This is a genomic window from Cedecea davisae DSM 4568 (assembly GCF_000412335.2).
Lineage (GTDB): Bacteria > Pseudomonadota > Gammaproteobacteria > Enterobacterales > Enterobacteriaceae > Cedecea > Cedecea davisae.
The window spans coordinates 3,090,507-3,107,489 of sequence record NZ_KE161030.1 but is presented as its reverse complement, the minus strand read 5'-3'; the positions used below and the strand labels follow the sequence as shown (position 1 = coordinate 3,107,489).

Annotated in this window: 13 protein-coding genes and 1 tRNA gene; 7 read left to right on the top strand and 7 right to left on the bottom strand. The window is 54.3% G+C overall.

Going from position 1 to position 16,983, the window contains the following annotated elements; genetic code table 11:
- Positions 1 to 6: 6 nt before the first annotated feature.
- Positions 7 to 2,667 carry a phosphotransferase RcsD gene (gene rcsD / locus HMPREF0201_RS14105; protein WP_016537398.1) on the bottom strand — a complete coding sequence of 887 codons (2,661 nt, stop codon included), beginning with the start codon at positions 2,665 to 2,667 and terminating at the stop codon, positions 7 to 9.
- 848 nt (positions 2,668 to 3,515) lie between these two features.
- On the opposite strand from rcsD, the gene HMPREF0201_RS14100 reads away from it, so the two are divergent.
- From HMPREF0201_RS14100 to mgtE, 6 genes are all read left to right on the top strand, one after another.
- Positions 3,516 to 4,610, top strand: a complete 1,095-nt coding sequence (locus HMPREF0201_RS14100; RefSeq protein ID WP_016537396.1) for a porin OmpC — start codon at positions 3,516 to 3,518, stop codon at positions 4,608 to 4,610.
- 133 nt (positions 4,611 to 4,743) lie between these two features.
- Positions 4,744 to 5,790: an FAD:protein FMN transferase ApbE gene (gene apbE / locus HMPREF0201_RS14095; protein WP_016537395.1), complete on the top strand. Its 1,047-nt coding sequence runs from the start codon at positions 4,744 to 4,746 to the stop codon at positions 5,788 to 5,790.
- 76 nt (positions 5,791 to 5,866) lie between these two features.
- A complete protein-coding gene (ada, locus tag HMPREF0201_RS14090) occupies positions 5,867 to 6,937 on the top strand; it encodes a bifunctional DNA-binding transcriptional regulator/O6-methylguanine-DNA methyltransferase Ada (protein ID WP_016537394.1) in 1,071 nt (356 codons plus the stop codon).
- Complete coding sequence (gene alkB / locus HMPREF0201_RS14085) at positions 6,937 to 7,578, top strand: DNA oxidative demethylase AlkB (protein ID WP_016537393.1); 642 nt, start codon at positions 6,937 to 6,939, stop codon at positions 7,576 to 7,578. Before ada ends, alkB begins: the two co-directional genes overlap by 1 nt.
- Before the next feature lie 83 nt (positions 7,579 to 7,661).
- Positions 7,662 to 9,311 carry a multidrug ABC transporter permease/ATP-binding protein gene (locus HMPREF0201_RS14080; protein ID WP_016537392.1) on the top strand — a complete coding sequence of 550 codons (1,650 nt, stop codon included), beginning with the start codon at positions 7,662 to 7,664 and terminating at the stop codon, positions 9,309 to 9,311.
- A gap of 96 nt (positions 9,312 to 9,407) precedes the next feature.
- Entirely contained in the window at positions 9,408 to 10,835 is a 1,428-nt protein-coding gene (gene mgtE, locus HMPREF0201_RS14075) for a magnesium transporter (RefSeq protein ID WP_016537391.1), read from the top strand.
- A gap of 64 nt (positions 10,836 to 10,899) precedes the next feature.
- Here mgtE and HMPREF0201_RS14070 read toward each other — a convergent pair.
- The 3 genes from HMPREF0201_RS14070 to HMPREF0201_RS14060 all read right to left on the bottom strand — a co-directional run bounded on the left by HMPREF0201_RS14070 (position 10,900) and on the right by HMPREF0201_RS14060 (position 13,063).
- A tRNA-Pro gene (locus HMPREF0201_RS14070) sits at positions 10,900 to 10,976 on the bottom strand.
- Between the two features lie 76 nt (positions 10,977 to 11,052).
- Positions 11,053 to 12,816, bottom strand: coding sequence for an LPS biosynthesis-modulating metalloenzyme YejM (gene yejM / locus HMPREF0201_RS14065; RefSeq protein WP_016537390.1), 1,764 nt, complete (start codon positions 12,814 to 12,816; stop codon positions 11,053 to 11,055).
- A gap of 19 nt (positions 12,817 to 12,835) precedes the next feature.
- Positions 12,836 to 13,063 (bottom strand): YejL family protein, encoded by a 228-nt coding sequence (locus tag HMPREF0201_RS14060; protein ID WP_016537389.1) that lies wholly within the window; start codon positions 13,061 to 13,063, stop codon positions 12,836 to 12,838.
- A gap of 135 nt (positions 13,064 to 13,198) precedes the next feature.
- On the opposite strand from HMPREF0201_RS14060, the gene yejK reads away from it, so the two are divergent.
- The gene (gene yejK / locus HMPREF0201_RS14055; protein ID WP_016537388.1) at positions 13,199 to 14,206 is read left to right on the top strand and encodes a nucleoid-associated protein YejK; all 1,008 of its coding nucleotides are present in this window, start codon (positions 13,199 to 13,201) and stop codon (positions 14,204 to 14,206) included.
- Positions 14,207 to 14,222: 16 nt separating this feature from the next.
- Here the strand turns inward: yejK and HMPREF0201_RS14050 are convergent, their stop codons facing one another.
- From HMPREF0201_RS14050 to radD, 3 genes are all read right to left on the bottom strand, one after another.
- Entirely contained in the window at positions 14,223 to 14,666 is a 444-nt protein-coding gene (locus HMPREF0201_RS14050; protein WP_055696401.1) for a DOPA 4,5-dioxygenase family protein, read from the bottom strand.
- A 99-nt stretch (positions 14,667 to 14,765) separates the two neighbouring features.
- Positions 14,766 to 15,050, bottom strand: coding sequence for a 50S ribosomal protein L25 (rplY, locus tag HMPREF0201_RS14045; protein ID WP_016537386.1), 285 nt, complete (start codon positions 15,048 to 15,050; stop codon positions 14,766 to 14,768).
- Positions 15,051 to 15,177: 127 nt separating this feature from the next.
- On the bottom strand, positions 15,178 to 16,938 hold the full coding sequence (gene radD, locus HMPREF0201_RS14040) for a DNA repair helicase RadD (RefSeq protein WP_016537385.1): 1,761 nt from the start codon (positions 16,936 to 16,938) through the stop codon (positions 15,178 to 15,180).
- Positions 16,939 to 16,983: the final 45 nt, after the last annotated feature.

Here is a 16,983-nt window from a genome sequence, read left to right as displayed (position 1 = left end):
ACCTTGCTACAGCAGACTTTTGACGTAAGCATCAATGTCGCTGATATATTTTTGTATGTTGGGAGCATCGCTCTCGCGAATATGATGCTCTAACGTTTCACATAATTGCTTGCCGGGTACCAAATTAAGCATCGCAAACACGCCCTTCAGGCGGTGAGCCGTCTGGGCCAGCGCGGCAAAGTCGCCCGCTGCAGATTCAGTATACAGTCTGCTTACATCTTCCGGTACCGTGTCGACAAACAGCGCGTAATAACCGCTGGCGTGTAGCTGAGCGTTTTCATCGCCGCCCAGAGGCGAGTCAGGTGTTTCTTCCTCCGCCAGTTGGTTTTCAATCAGTTGCAGAACGGCATCCTGCATGGCGTTACTGATATTAAAGTTCACCCTGAACTGGCCGGGAGCGATTTTCCGAATCCCGTTTTCATCATCGCTTAAAAGCAAGCCCGAAGCAGTAAGATTAGACGGATTATCAGTAAGGAAGATATCAAACTCTTGACTCGATAATCTTTCATCCGGGGAGATGCAGTTGGCCCCCCAGTTTTCCAGCATGCGGGTTACGATACTGCGCACCTCGTTGGAGGTGATGTCGAGCATCGCTACCACGTCATCGAGCAGCTTCTCTTCCTGAGCTTCAGGCTGCGGTTCAGCGGCCATTCTGATGTGTAAATTATAGCGCGTACCAATATCCGGGCGCGTTTTGATATTCAGGTGGCCGCCCAGCTTGCGCGCCAGACGATCGCAAAGATAGAACGCCAGCCCGTTGGCCTGGCCGTAGCGATCTTCGCTGGTCTCGTTGAGGAACGGGAAGTGCAGGTTATCCACTTCACCGCCGCCTATTCCGCTGCCGGTATCCAGCACGCGGAACAGCAGGCGATCCGGTCCCGCTTCTTCTTCGCAGATCTCAAGCGTGATTTTGCCTATCTGCGTGGTGGTGACCGAATAGTGCAGCAGCAGTTCAAGGATCTTCCGCAGAACGTCCCTGTCACCGTGGCGTTTTTCATCGGCAGGCAGGTTGTTGTTTATCAGAAGCTGCAGCCCTTTGCGCTTGATAATTGGCAGCATGGAAAGCGCCACCTCGTCGATAAGCGCCTGAATGGCAAACTCGCCAGGGCTGCTTTTCCAGCTGTCAGCTTCCAGCATATTCAGCAACTGGATTTCATCCACCAGCCTCACGATGGTTTGAGCATCGTTGGCAAGTTGCAGGTGGGGGCTGTCGGCAATGCTGGCAGCATGCTCGGCGAGCTGTTTTGCCGGCAACTGTAGCGCTTCACCAATGTGCTGCATAAAGGCCGCGCGTCCCTGCTGGTTTTTCTCATACAGGCGCTGGGCCTGCTTGAGCTTCTTATTCACCAGAATTTCACGATCCTGATCGCGGATAACAAAAATCTGGGTGCGGGGAGCTATTTGGCTGCGGAACTGGCGAATCTCATACAATTCATTGTTCACCGTCGCCTGGATCACGCCCTGATGTTGATCCGCCATCGAAATAATGTTCTGCAAATTCAGATGCGGCAGCAGGTGGTCGGCAATTTTATTGCTGATAACGGTGCGGTTGGCATCCAGGTCATGAACCAGCAAACCCAGCGGAAGAATGGCGACAATCTCCTCATTCAGCGCGCGCAGGATCTGTAGCTCACCGTTGCCCTGATTACTCTCTGGCTGGCGCTGAGGCTGTTGGCGGAAGGTGGCAAAGCCAAATACGGCCAGCCCAAGCAGGGCAAGATTCAGCAGTAGCGGCATCAGAATATTTTGCAGCGTATCCATCATCAGCGTACCAAAAGGTACCTGCCATACCAGCTGAAGCTGGGTGGTCGCTACCGGAGCGGTAATTTCGATACGAGCGCTGTTAAAGTTGATGCTTACGCTATCCGGATCGTCCTTATCCGCTGCATTTGTTGCCGCGAGCTGGTGGTCGTCCGGCTCAAGCTGGAAGCTGTCCAGCGACATGGCCGGTGGGATAAGGTCATTAATAGGCAAATCAAAAGCGACGACCGTTGCCAGGTGGCCCGGCTGGTTGAAGGTGGTGCGCAGGGTGAAATAGTGGCCGTTCTGCCAGTTAAGCTTGCGCAGCGGCGAGAAGCTTTCCCGCTCATCCAGGGCATTGGCCTGTTGCAGCATCTCCGCGCGGCGCGAGTCAACGATGGTGCCCACGCCGGAATCTTTAAAGCCTGAAGAGAGGTCTTTTAGCGGCAGCGTGGAGACCAGGATCATGCTGTTGTCCTGGCCGTTGAGGTAATACATCGACCACGGGCTATTTTCCGCACCCCAAAGCGTGTCCAGATAGCCGGAGATACGCTGGGTCATTTCCAGGGTGGAACTGTCGTGGGAGCCAAAAATCAGCGCCTCGGTCTTGCTGCGGGGCTTGTCGAGATAATAAACGTCCTGGCGCAGGCGCGTTTCCTGTAGCCCTTCACCGGAAGCGGCGGGTGCGGTGGCGATATTGTCGTAGATTTGCCAGGTAGCGTAGCGGTAGGTCTCTACTCGCTTATGTAACGCATGAGTGATATCGACAATCTGGTAGCTTTTATCTTTTAGCCAGGCGTTAACGGCGCTTTGCACCAGCACGCCCATCGCCACCAGCAGAACGACTATCAGCAGTAGAAAGAAGCGTGTGATGTTGCCGGGAAACAGCGAAAACTTATTTAGCGAAGTAGTCTCAGACTGGCTCATTATATGTATGCAACCCGGCGAAACCTCGCCAATCCAGGATTATAGAACGCCAACCGAAAGGGGAGGCGGTGTAGCCTTTGCGCCTTCACGCATGCCGACATTAAGAATACCTTTATCTGGCGGTGACGTCATCGTTACTGTTGGCAGCCTGACGCAGTATAGGGGGTTCCGGCGAGTTTTTCAGGTGACTGATTATTAGGAAAAATCCTTAAATAAGCTTTCTCACAAAAATGACGCAGGATATTTGTACAGCTGCTCGGGAAGTGTACAGATAATTTTTCCGTACATCGGCATCACCCTAAAATTGCTACTTTAAGAAAAATCCGTATCCACAATGAAATAGGGAGAAAAAGAGCAGATTGATTGATTAACAGACGTTATAAATTGCGTGGATAGCACACGGATATTAAAGTTGTGTAAAGGAAGGTAAAAAAAACCGGATGCGGGCATCCGGTACTAATAGGGGTAAACGGACATTCAGATTCGAATGACGGTAATAAATAAAGTTAATGATGATAGCGAGAGTGATTTTATATCCGAATGTGGGAAAAAAATTATCATTCAGTGCTACTTTTTTAATTTGCTAGTAAGTTATTGTTTTTAATCTGCTGTTGTTATTTTTTGATTATTCGTGCTTATATTATTAGCTATTCGTGCTGAAAAAAGTTCCCTTGCATTTACATTTTGATACATCTATATGGCTAAATGAAACATCTATATAGTTTTCGTATCATATTCTTGTTGGATTAATCGGTGTTTGTTTTGGACAATGAATTTGCCGACTGATTAGAGGGTTAATCAGTAAGCAGTGGTAAATAAAATAAGGCATATAACAGAGGGTTAATAAGATGAAAGTTAAAGCACTATCCCTTCTGGTACCGGCTCTGCTGGTAGCAGGCGCTGCAAATGCAGCCGAAATTTATAACAAAGACGGCAATAAATTAGACCTCTACGGTAAAGTAGACGGTCTGCATTATTTCTCCAATGACAAAGGCTCTGACGGCGACAAAACCTACGTTCGTTTCGGCTTCAAGGGCGAAACCCAAATCAATGACCAACTGACCGGTTACGGCCAGTGGGAATACAACGTTCAGGCAAACAAAGAAGAAGGCGCAAGCGATCAGGCGTGGACTCGTCTGGCATTTGCTGGTCTGAAATTTGGCGATGCAGGTTCTTTCGACTACGGTCGTAACTACGGCGTTGTTTACGACGTAACTTCCTGGACCGACGTGCTGCCAGAATTCGGTGGCGATACCTACGGTGCGGACAACTTCCTGCAGTCTCGTGCTAACGGCGTTGCAACCTACCGTAACACCGACTTCTTCGGTCTGGTTGATGGCCTGAACTTTGCTCTGCAGTACCAGGGTAAAAACGGTAGCCAGTCTGGCGAAGCTAAACAAGATGGCGGCCGTAGCATTGTAAATCAGAACGGTGACGGCTTCGGCGGCTCCCTGACTTATGCTCTGGGCGAAGGCTTCAGCGTAGGTTCTGCTGTTTCCAGCTCTAAACGTACCAGCGATCAGAACGGCGTTGGCGTACTGGGTCACGGTGATGACGCAACTACCTACACCGGTGGCCTGAAATATGATGCCAACAACATCTACCTGGCTACTCAGTACACTCAGAGCTACAACGCAACCGCAATCAACAAGTCTGGCTTCGCTAACAAAGCTCAGAACTTCGAAGTTGTTGCTCAGTACCAGTTCGACTTCGGCCTGCGTCCATCCATCGCTTACCTGCAGTCTAAAGGTAAGAACATCGAAGGTTACGGCAGCCAGGATATCCTGAAATATGTTGATGTTGGCGCGACTTACTACTTCAACAAAAACATGTCCACCTACGTTGACTACAAAATCAACCTGCTGGACAAAAATGACTTCACTAAAGCAACCGGCATCACTACTGATGACGTTGTGGGTGTAGGCCTGGTTTACCAGTTCTAATCCACGCGATTGTGAATCTAAGGCGCCGAAAGGCGCCTTTTTTATGTCTGAAACCTCAATGAATAGCCGCCCGGTTCACCTGATTTTTCCTTTTGTTGTACTCTTGCACTCCCGAAACAGGAGAGAAAACACCATGGATTTACGCATTATTCGTCGCGGCTGGTTTGCCGTGGCTCTTTTAGCCCTCGTCGGCTGTGATAACCAGCAAAACGACGCTGCGAACGGGCTGGTGCTGGAAGGTAAAACCATGGGGACTTACTGGCGGGTCAGCCTGGCCGGGGTGGATAAAGCTCAGCAAGCGCAGCTTAAAGACAAAATTCAGGCTCAGCTTGACGGTGATGACTGGCTGATGTCGACCTGGAAAAAAGAGTCGGCGTTGTCGCTTTTTAACCAGTCGGCCAGCACAGAGCCTTACCCGGTGAGCGAGGCGATGAGCGATATCATTACTATGGCGCTGCGTATTGGAGCAAAGACCGATGGCGCGATGGATATCACCGTTGGGCCGCTGGTCAACCTTTGGGGATTCGGGCCGGACAAACAGCCTCCGCATACGCCAAACCAGGCGCAAATAGACGCCGCGAAAGCGCTGACCGGCTTACAGCATCTGAAGGTGATTAACGCTTCCGGGAAGCAATGGTTACAAAAAGATCTGCCCGGCCTGTATGTCGATCTCTCGACCATCGGCGAAGGCTACGCGGCGGATCATCTTGCGCGCCTGATGGAGCAAAACGGCATTAGTCGCTACCTTGTTTCAGTTGGGGGCGCTGTCACCACGCGCGGCACCAACCCGCAGGGGAAAGCATGGCGAGTGGCTATCCAGAAGCCGACGGATCGCGAGAATGCGGTACAGGCGATGGTGGATGTCAACGGTCACGGCATCAGCACATCCGGCAGCTATCGCAACTATTATGAGCTGGACGGGAAACGTATTTCACACATCATCAATCCGCAAACCGGGCGGCCAATCGAACATAAACTGGTGTCGGCAACGGTTATCGCGCCGACAGCAATGGAAGCAGACGGCTGGGATACCGGGCTGATGGTGCTGGGTGAGGAAAAGGCGAAACAGGTTGCTGAGAAAGAAGGGCTTGCGGTCTACCTCATCAGTAAAGAAGGCGACGGGTTCCGCAGCTGGATGTCGCCTCAGTTTAAAACCTTCCTGCTTAGCGAGAAAAATTAAAAAGCAAGAACGCGGGTTTTTCATCCGGCAAGCCAGTCCATGATGGTATCGTTACGATAAGCATGAGGTTACAGCCATGAAACAGCATAACGATTACATCACTCAACAGCAGCGCTGGCAGGCTGTAGAGGCACGCGACGCCGGGGCAGACGGCGAATTTGTTTTCGCCGTCAAAACCACCGGTATATTTTGCCGACCTTCCTGTAGCGCCCGCCGCCCGCTGCGTGAAAATACGGAATTTTTTAGTACCCCGGAGGCCGCACAAAACGCGGGCTTCCGTGCCTGTAAACGCTGCCAGCCGGATAAACTGTCTCCTGAGCTTCAGCGCGTTGCGCGTATCGAGGAAGCCTGCCGTATTATTGAGGCCAGCGTCTCTCCGCTAACGCTGGATGAGCTGGCGGGGCGGGTCGCGATGAGCAGCTTCCATTTTCACCGGCTGTTTAAAAGCGTCACCGGCTTAACGCCAAACGCCTGGCAAAAAGCCCACCGGGCACGCCGCCTGCGCGAGGAGCTTGCCCAGGGCAAAGAGGTGACGCGCGCCATCTATGATGCAGGTTTTCAGTCCGGCAGCGCCTTTTATCACCAGGCCGATTCCGCGCTCGGCATGACCGCCAGCCAGTATCGCCGTGGTGGGGTGAGCGCCAGCATCCAGTTTGTGGTGGGCAGCTGTCGGCTGGGCGAGTTTCTGGTTGCAGAAAGTGAACGTGGAATTTGCGCTATCTTGCTGGGCGAAAGCCCCGAAGCGCTGATCCATGAACTTGAAGCCGAGTTTCCTCGCTCGCTGCTTACCGCTGGCGACGACAAATTTGCCGCCCGCGTGGCTCAGGTAGTGAGCTTTATTGAAGCGCCAGGAACAGAATTTAGCCTGCCGCTGGATATCCGCGGGACGGCGTTTCAACAGCAAGTCTGGCAGGCTCTGCGGGCTATCCCGCCGGGAGAGACGGTTAGCTATCGTGAATTAGCCGCCCGCATCGGCAGGCCCGGTGCAGTACGAGCGGTGGCCGGAGCCTGTGCGGCCAACACCCTGGCCATTGTCATTCCTTGCCATCGCGTTATTCGTAACGACGGCAGCCTCTCCGGCTACCGCTGGGGCGTGGAGCGTAAACGTCAGCTGCTGGAAAACGAAGCGCAACGACAGGAGGAGTAATGCTGGACTTGTTTGCCGGGGATGAACCGTGGGAAGAGCCGCTGGCCGAGGGGGCGACAATTTTACGCCGTTTTGCGCGGGATGAAGCCGCTGCCCTGATGATGGACATCCACAGCCTGGCGCAACAGGCACCGTTCCGCCATATGGTCACCCCCGGAGGGCATATTATGTCGGTTGCGATGACCAACTGCGGCAGCGTTGGCTGGAGCACCAATCAGCACGGCTACCTGTATTCTCCTGAGGACTCGCAGACCGGCCAGCCCTGGCCGCAGATCCCCGCAGCCTTCCGGGCGCTTTCAGACCGGGCTTCTCTTGCCGCGGGTTATCCCAACTTTGAGCCGGATGCGTGTCTTATTAACCGTTACGCGCCCGGCACTAAACTGTCGCTGCATCAGGACAAGGATGAACCCAATCTCGGCCAGCCGATTGTCTCTGTCTCGCTCGGACTGCCTGCGGTATTTCAGTTTGGCGGCCTGCAGCGGAGCGACCCGCTCAAACGCGTCATGCTGGAGCACAGTGATGTCGTGGTATGGGGCGGTGCTTCCCGGCTTTTTTACCACGGTATTTTGCCGCTCAAACCCGGTTTCCATCCCTTGACGGATGCCTTCCGCTACAACCTGACCTTCCGTAAAGCCTCATAAGGCAAATAAAAATAAGAATTATTCTTGATGTGACCGGCGAGCTGTTTAAACTGCTCGCTGTTTTGTTTTGTAGGTGTGGAACGATGGAACTGCTACGTGTGGTCTACCGCCAGTATCGCTGGCCTTTTATGATGGTTATGGCGCTCAGCCTGGTAAGCGCGGCGCTTGGCATCGGTCTTATCGCCTTCATTAATCAGCGTCTGATTGAAACGCCCGATATTTCTTTGTCGGTACTGCCTGAATTTCTTGGCTTACTGCTGCTGTTAATGGCGGTAACGCTCGGCTCGCAGCTGGCTTTAACCACGCTTGGTCACCATTTTGTTTTCCGCCTGCGTAGCGAATTTATAAAACGCTTAATGGACACCGACGTTGAACGCGTGGAGCAACTCGGCAGCTCTGCGCTGCTGGCGGGCTTAACCAGCGACGTGCGCAATATTACTATTGCCTTTGTGCGCCTGCCGGAACTGGTTCAGGGCATTATCCTGGCTATTGGCTCGGCGGCCTATCTTGCCTGGCTGTCGCCTAAAATGCTGGGGGTGACGACCGTCTGGCTGGTGGTCACCATTGTTGGTGGCTACCTGCTGGTATCCCGCGTTTATAAGCACATGGCGCAGCTGCGTGAGATAGAAGACAAGCTTTATAACGACTATCAAACCGTGATAGAAGGGCGCAAGGAGCTGGCGCTGAACCGCGAACGCGCCGAGCGGGTCTATGAAGATACCTACACGCCTCATGCGGCAGAATACCGCAGCCATATTATCCGGGCCGATACCTTCCACCTCAGCGCGGTCAACTGGTCAAATATCATGATGCTGGGCGCTATTGGCCTGGTGTTTTACATGGCAAACAGTCTTGGCTGGTCAGACACCAACGTGGCGGCGACTTTCTCTTTAACGCTTTTGTTCCTGCGCACGCCGCTGCTTTCTGCCGTCGGCGCTTTGCCTACGCTACTCAGCGCGCAGGTTGCTTTCAACAAGCTGAATAAATTCCAGCTGGCCCCTTACGATGAAGCCTTCCCGCGCTCGAAAGAAGCAGAAAGCTGGCAACAGCTGGAAATGCGTGAAGTGGTTTTCCAGTATGGCGATAATAATTTCAGCGTTGGCCCGCTTAACCTCACGATAAAACGCGGCGAACTGCTGTTCCTTATTGGCGGCAACGGCAGCGGGAAATCTACCCTGGCAATGCTGCTCACCGGCCTCTATCAGCCGGTGAGCGGGGCGATTTATCTCGACGGTAAAAAAATTGATGCGGCGAACCAGAACGACTACCGCAAGCTGTTCTCGGCGGTGTTTACCGACGTATGGCTGTTTGACCGCCTACTGGGGCCGCAGGGCAGCGAGGCAAACCCGGGGCTGATTGCCACCTGGCTTGAACGCCTGAAGATGAATAATAAGCTGGAGCTGGAAAACGGCACCATCCTTAATCTGAAGCTGTCGAAAGGGCAGCGCAAGCGCGTGGCGCTGCTGCTTGCCCTGGCCGAAGAACGAGACATCATCCTGCTGGATGAGTGGGCTGCCGATCAGGACCCGCATTTCCGTCGCGAATTCTATCAGGTGCTGCTGCCGCTGATGCAGCAAATGGGCAAAACCGTGTTCGCCATCAGCCACGATGACCATTACTTTATTCACGCCGACCGCCTGCTGGAGATGCGTCAGGGGCAGCTTAGCGAGCTTACCGGCCATGAGCGTGAGCAAGCCTCGCGGGACGCGGTCGCAAGAACCGGCAATTGTTAAACAAAATAAAAAAACCAGTCATTCACGGCTGGTTTTTGTTTTCTTCATCTTCTCAGGCTATAAACTAACTCGTCGTTTCAAGGGAATAGTTTATTTATGACATCTACTCAGAAATACAGCACCAAAGAGCGTGACCTGGACCGCGCGCGCATTCTTCAACTCCTGCTAACTAATAAAGCCGTCGCCAGCGGCATTCTGGCAAAAGAACCCTTTGCTGAAACGCAAACCGCCGAACAGGATATCGCCGAGATAGTGACGCTGGTAGGGCGGCTGCCCGCGCCGGATCTCGCCGATGTCCTGGAAGCGCTGCCGACGGAAGAGCGTCAGGCGCTGTGGAGCCTGATAACCGAAGAGAGACGCGGTAGCGTACTGGTGGAGGCCTCGGAAACGCTCTGGGATGACCTGATTGAAGATATGAGCGATAAAGCCCTGCTTAACGCGCTGCGCCCGCTGGATATCGACGATCAGATCTACCTTGCTCAATACCTCCCGCGTGACCTGGTGGGCCGCCTGCTGGCAACGTTGCCGCAAAATGAACGCACCCAGGTTCGCCGCATCCTGCACTATGACAAACATAGCGTCGGGGCGATCATGGACTTTGAAGTGATCACCGTGCGTCCCGACGTGACGCTGGAAGTAGTGCAGCGCTACCTGCGTATCCGCGGTAAAGTCCCTCAAAATACCGATAAACTCTTTGTCACCAGCCGGGATAAAACTCTATTAGGCGAGCTGGAATTGACGGCTATCCTGCTGCATCCTCCGCAGACGCCGGTGCTGAAGGTGATGGATGACAATCCGACCTGTTTTGCACCGGAAGACCATGATGAAAAGGCCGCTCGTACCTTTGAACGAGATGACTTGATCAGCGCCGCGGTAATCGACAGCACCGGCAAGCTGATGGGGCGCTTAACGGTCGACGAGATCGTTGACGTGGTTTACGAAGAGACCGACAGCGACCTGCGCCGCATGGGCGGCCTGAGCGCCGAAGAGGATGTTTTTGCCCCGGTGAGCAAGGCCGTCAAAACCCGCTGGGCGTGGCTGGCAATAAACCTGTGTACCGCTTTTGTCGCTTCCCGCGTGATTGGCCTGTTTGAGCATACGATTTCCCAACTGGTGGCGCTGGCCTCCCTGATGCCAATTGTTGCCGGTATCGGCGGAAACACCGGGAACCAAACTATTACGATGATCGTGCGGGCGCTGGCTTTGCAGCATATTCAGGCCGGGAACATCTCCTTCCTGATGCTGCGTGAACTGGGCGTAGCGCTGATAAACGGCCTGGTTTGGGGCGGGGTAATGGGTTGCGTAACCTGGCTGCTGTATAACGATGCGGCGATGGGCGGCGTAATGACGCTGGCGATGATCCTCAACCTGCTGGTCGCCGCGCTAATGGGCGTGGTTATCCCGATGACGATGGCCAAACTCGGCAAAGATCCGGCGGTGGGTGCAAGCGTCATGATTACGGCAATTACCGACACCGGCGGGTTCTTTATCTTCCTCGGCCTGGCGACGCTGTTCCTGCTGTAATCCCGGTTTTCGGTTTTCAGACACAAAAAAACCAGCCGTAAGAGGCTGGTTTTAAATGTTTATTTGGTCGGCACGAGAGGATTTGAACCTCCGACCCCCGACACCCCATGACGGTGCGCTACCAGGCTGCGCTACGTGCCGACGCAGAAGACCAATACTACATTTTTCCGATTTGATTGCAAGGGAGCCATACGCTAACTGTCTTATAAGTAAACAATTAGTTAGCGATGAAGCGCTTCTCGTCGGTCAGCACCTGCAGCAGTAAATCAAGCTGCGGTTTGGTCTCTTCTATTCTCTGGCCTTTGAGATCGTACATCCGGTAGTTGCCGCTGTTGCTCAGCACCAGCGTCATTTCCGGGGTCGTCACGGCCAGAGTATTGTTGTCCGCACCAATCACCCAGTTATTGCGGCGGGTGGCGGCAAACAGATCTTCACCCTGAGAATACTCATAGGCTGGCGTTTTAACGTGCAGCAGGCGCTGCATCAGGGTGGTCATCACATCCTGGTGGTCGGTAAGCTTGCTGATGCTCTGAGCAGGCGTTCCCGGCCAGTGAATAACCAGCGGAACCTGAATACGCGAACGTGACCAGGCGAAAGAGTCGCGCTCATCGCCAAGCGGAATGCCGTGGCCAGCGGTAATAATGACCACGGTATTTTGCAGTTTTCCGGCTTCCTGTAGCGCATTCAGAACGCGTTTGATTTGGTCGTCAACGCTGCCAGCCGCACGCGAATAGCGGCGCTCGAAGGCCTGCTGGTTGCCGCTGTTATCAACGTTGGTGCCGTTGAAGGCCACCCATGAGAACCAGCGGTTATCGTCAGAAGCGTACTGATTCAGCCAGTTAATCCACTGGGAGGCGGTCTGGCTGTCGGCCTGGCTTTTCGCCGGTCGCAGAGAAAAATCAGAGAGCAGGGCCTGGCGATACATGGATGAATCGAAACCATCCGAGGCAAACAGGCCGAGCTGGTAGCCCTGCTGATTCAGGCCGGTTATCAGTGCGGCAGGCGTGCGGGAGGAGAGCACGCCGTCCATATAAGCCGGGGAGATGCCGTAGAACAGGCCAAAGATACCGCTGTCGGTACTGTTCCCTGAACTCATATGTTGAGTGAAGCTGATATTGCTCCCGGCAAACTCGCTAAGCGCGGGCATATCTTTCGCTACGCTTTCGGCATTCAGCCCGTCGACGGTAATCAGCAGCACATTATTGCCGATGCCCATATCGCGGAACTGCAAATTACTGAGCGGATACTGCACCGAAAGGGCTTCCGGGCTACCTTGCTCAACCAGGCGACGTTCGTATTCTTTTGCATCGAGCAGGCCGTGTTTTTCAAGAAAACGCCGCGCCGTCATCGGATAGGAGAGCGGCAGGTTCGCCCGCTGCATGGTAATCGGGCGGTAGAAGTTAGCGTCAGCCCAGATATACATCAGGTGGCTGCTAAAGAAGGAGATAAAGAACAGCGTCACGACCGGGCGCACGTATTTACGTCGGCGGCCAAGGCTGCGCAGCTTCTGCCAGCTCCAGGTCGCGAACAGCATCTCAATCAGTAAAATCACCGGCACGCTGATAAACATCAGCTGCCAGTCACGCGCCATCTCGCCCTGGTCGGGGTTTATCACCAACTCCCAGACGGTGGGGTTAAGGTGGAGATGGAAGCGAGTGAAAACTTCGCTGTCTATCAGTAATAGCGTCATCCCCGCCGTGGCAAGGGCCGCGCTGATAAACCGCAGCAGGCGCTGCGACATCACGATAAACGTTAGCGGGAATACCACCAGTAAATAGGTGGCAAAAACCAGAAAGCTAAAGTGCCCAACAACGCTCAGGTACGAGTAAACGCGCCCGGTGAGCGTTGTTGGCCAGTCGGCAATAAACAGATAGCGGCTACCCAGCAGCATGGCCAGCAGGATATTAAACAGGGCGAACCAGTGCCCCCAGCTGACCATCTGGGAAACTTTTTCGCGGTAGCGCTGACGGTTAGTCACCATAACTTGTTACGATAGTTCCTTAGTGGGCTTTATCTTCGCTCACCGAGGCTTGAAGCGCCTCAGCAAAGGAGCGAGCCAGAGGACGACGCTGAGCGGACGCCACGCTGGTATTAATCAGGTTGGTGACCATATTTCCCAGCACCATCAGGGAAAGATCGGTAGGCGCGTGGTGTTTTTCCAGCACACCGGCCAGTTCGGTCAGCATCGCTTCAACTTGTTCGTCACTATAGCGGGATGTTTGTGGCATAAATTAAAAATCATTCGTCTTCGGGAAAGGGCGTTATCTTACCGTAGCAAGGACTTTTTTTCCGCATTTTTATCACGCTTGCGTCCCGCCATCGGCAGTGGTTGAATACCGCCCGGTCTTAAAGGAGAGTTTAACATGAGTCTGGATATCAACCAGATTGCCCTGCATCAACTGATTAAGCGCGACGAGCAGACGCTGGACGTTGTGCTGCGCGATTCACTGCTGGCAACCGACGGCGCCGTCGAAGATATGATGGCGGAGCTGCACCGCGTATACAGCGCAAAAAACAAAGCTTACGGCCTGTTTAGCGAAGAAAGCGAGCTGGCTGATGCCCTGCGCCTGCAACGTAAAGGCGATGAAGATTTCCTGGCATTTACCCGGGCTGCAACCGGCCGCCTGCGCGACGAGCTGGCGAAGTACCCGTTTGCCGACGGCGGCATCGTGCTGTTTTGCCATTACCGCTACCTGGCGGTTGAATACCTGCTGGTTGCGGTGCTGAATAACTTAAGCAGCATGCGCGTTAACGAAGAGCTGGATATCAGCGCTACTCATTATCTCGATATCAACCACGCGGATATCGTGGCGCGTATCGACTTAACCGAATGGGAAACCAATCCGGAATCGACCCGTTACCTGACCTTCCTCAAGGGAAGAGTGGGGCGCAAAGTGGCCGATTTCTTTATGGACTTCCTCGGCGCAAGCGAAGGGCTTAATGCCAAAGCGCAGAACAAAGGCCTGCTGCAGGCGCTGGACGATTTCACCAACGAAGCGCAGCTGGATAAAAGTGAGCGCCAGGCCGCGCGCCAGCAGGTTTACGCCTACTGCAACGAGCAGCTACAGGCGGGAGAGGAGATAGAACTGTCTTCCCTGGCCGACGAGCTGCCGTGGGCGGTGGACGATAAAAACTTCCAGCAGTTTACGGCCGACAAAGGCTATGAGCTGGAAGAGAGTTTCCCGGCCGACCGCAGCACCCTGCGCCAGCTGACAAAATATGCCGGTAGCGGCGGTGGGCTGACGATTAACTTCGACGCCATGCTGCTGGGTGAGCGTATTTTCTGGGATCCGGCGACCGATACCCTGACGATTAAAGGCACGCCGCCGAACCTGCGCGATCAGCTCCAGCGCCGCACTTCAAGTAAATAAACGCCAGAGCCTGTCGTTATGGAGCCACTGAAGGAGACGTATTGGGCGTCAGCGGTGGCTCCGGTTCTTCACGTTCGGGCAGGCGCTGCAAGTTGATGATATCGAGTTTTTGCCCCATCCACACTGCATGCTCAGTATGGTCAGCCCTCGGCTGGCCGCTATTGGGATGAAGCAGCACCGTCAGCCCGCGGCGGTTAAGCATCAGCCACGGCACAAAGCGTTCAAACACATCGGGCGTAAACGCCACCTGGTACATCGGCATGGCATGAGGGCCGACCAGAACGTCGTGCCAGCGGCCAAGCAGAACGGAAAAACGCAGAGCAATTTCTTCGCGCAGCGTTTCTGCCGCAAGCCGTTGCTGAGGGCCATCAAAATAGATATGAGCGTGATAGCTTTGTATCGTCTGGAGCGTTTGGATCGCCGTTTTTTCGACGGAAGTGGGGGGAGTTGGTTTCAACATGTCGCTCATCTCTGGGTGCCAGACCTTAATCAAATAATCCGTCACTCAAGATACAAAAAAACCCGCCGAAGCGGGTTTTTTTTCGATCTCAACTCGCGATTAAGCGCGAACGAAGTCGATGTGAGTCAGTTTTGGCTTGAACGGGTGACGCTGAACAGCCTGAACTTTAACTTTAACTTCTTTACCGTCGATAGACAGGGTCAGAACTTCTTCGTAGAAACCAGGCTTAGCCTGTTGGTTCATTACGGAGTCGTGATCCAGTTCGATGGAAACAGGAGCTTCCGCGCCACCATAAACGATAGCCGGGAACTTGTTTGCTGCACGCAGGCGGCGGCTCGCACCCTTGCCCTGCTCTTTACGTTCTACTGCTGGAATAGTAAACATTAACTGTTTCTCTCTTAAATACTCCTGCTACAGGCGACCCAGCAACAGGAAAGTTATCTGCGTTTGCGGATGCAAAAGCGGGCGGCATTATAGCTATATCTCGCTATGTCGGCAATGAAAAGTACCGCTAACCTCGTAATTCATTGGCCCGGCGGAAGCGCCCCTGGTAATCAAAGACCTTTTCACGCACGTTCCAGAACTGCCCCTTCTTCCTGGCGACCACGAAGTCCGGGTGGCGCAGCAATGCCTGCTGGGCCACAACGTCCGCCGCGTTTATCCAGCGTAGCGGCACGCCCGGCGCGCGGGAGTGCGGGCGAATAAACAGCTGCTCAAAGGCCATACGCTGGGCGGGCGTTTGCAGACGGAAGCGCTCGCTAACGTCCGCTCCCTCTTCGTCGTAATAGGTGATTTTTAGCCAGTCGCCTTTGGCATCTCCGCCGTGCTCAAGCGTCATCCCGCCGCAGCGTAGCACCAGCGCGTCTTTTAGCTTCAACGCCGCCTTCAGCATATCATCCGGGTCGACCAACACCTGCTCGCACTGGTGGCAGCGGCGGGCGGCTATATCGTTTTCCGCGTTGCAGTTCGGGCAGTTTTTGAAGCGGAACCGATAATCGCACTGTTCCCTCAGGCCATCGTCGTCCTCAAACCAGCCCTGACAGCGGCGGCCAAAATGTTCGATGAGGGTGCCGTCGGCGGTGGTTTTCCCCCAGAAAGTGTTGGCGAAGCCGCAGGAGGGGCAAAATACCTGCACCGGCACGTTGTCACTTTTACCTTTAGCGTTGCCCACTTCCGGGGTAAACAGGTCGTGAGGGTTTCCGGCATAGTCCAGAATCAGGCAATCAGTCTTGCCCGGCGCAAGACGTAGCCCACGCCCGACTATCTGTTGGTAAAGGCTAACTGACTCGGTAGGGCGAAGAATAGCTATCAGGTCGACATGCGGGGCGTCAAAGCCGGTGGTCAGCACCGCGACGTTGACCAGAAAGCGGAATTGCTGATTTTTAAACGCTTCAATCAGCGTGTCACGCGCCGGGCCGGGGGTATCTGCGGTAATCAGCGCCGCATCGCTGGAGGGCAGCAGGGCGGTAATCTCTTTAGCGTGCTCAACCGTCGCGGCGAAGATCATCGCGCCCTTACGCTCTGCGGCAAACTCGACAATCTGGCTGATGATATGCGGCGTAATGCGCTTTTGCTGTTTCAGCTCGCGGTTCAGGTCCGCCTCGCTAAACAGCCCGTTCGGCTGCGCCTGTAAGCGGCTGAAATCATACTGCACCACCGGCATGTCCAGCCTTTCCGGCGGCGTGAGGTAGCCGTGTTTGATCATATAGCGCAGCGGCAGCTCGTAGATACAGTCCCGAAACAGCGCTTTCTCGTCGCCGCGCACCATGCCGTGATAATGAAACTGGTAAATCCAGCCCTTACCGAGCCGGTAGGGCGTGGCGGTAAGCCCGAGCAGCCTCAGTTTCGGGTTGTTGGCGCGCAGATGAATGAGGATTTGCTGATACTGGCTTTCATCGCTGTCGCCAATTCTGTGGCACTCGTCAACAATCAGCAGCGAAAATTCACCGTGAAACTGTTCGAGATTGCGGGCAACGGACTGAACGCTGCCGAACACCACTTTTCCCTGGCTCTCTTTACGTTGCAGGCCAGCGGCAAAAATATCGGCTTCCAGCCCCAGAGCACAATATTTTGCGTGGTTCTGAGCCACCAGCTCCTTAACGTGAGCAAGTACCAACACGCGCCCGCGAGCCAGCCGGGCCAGTTCGGCAATCACCAGGCTTTTGCCCGCGCCGGTCGGCAGCACGATAACGGCTGGTTCAGGATGTTTGCGGAAGTAGCTAAGGGTGGCGTCCACCGCTTCTTGCTGGTAAGGGCGTAAAGTAAAAGACATGCGGGTTCAGGTTTATCAATATCGTTATTAAATGACTGCAACGAT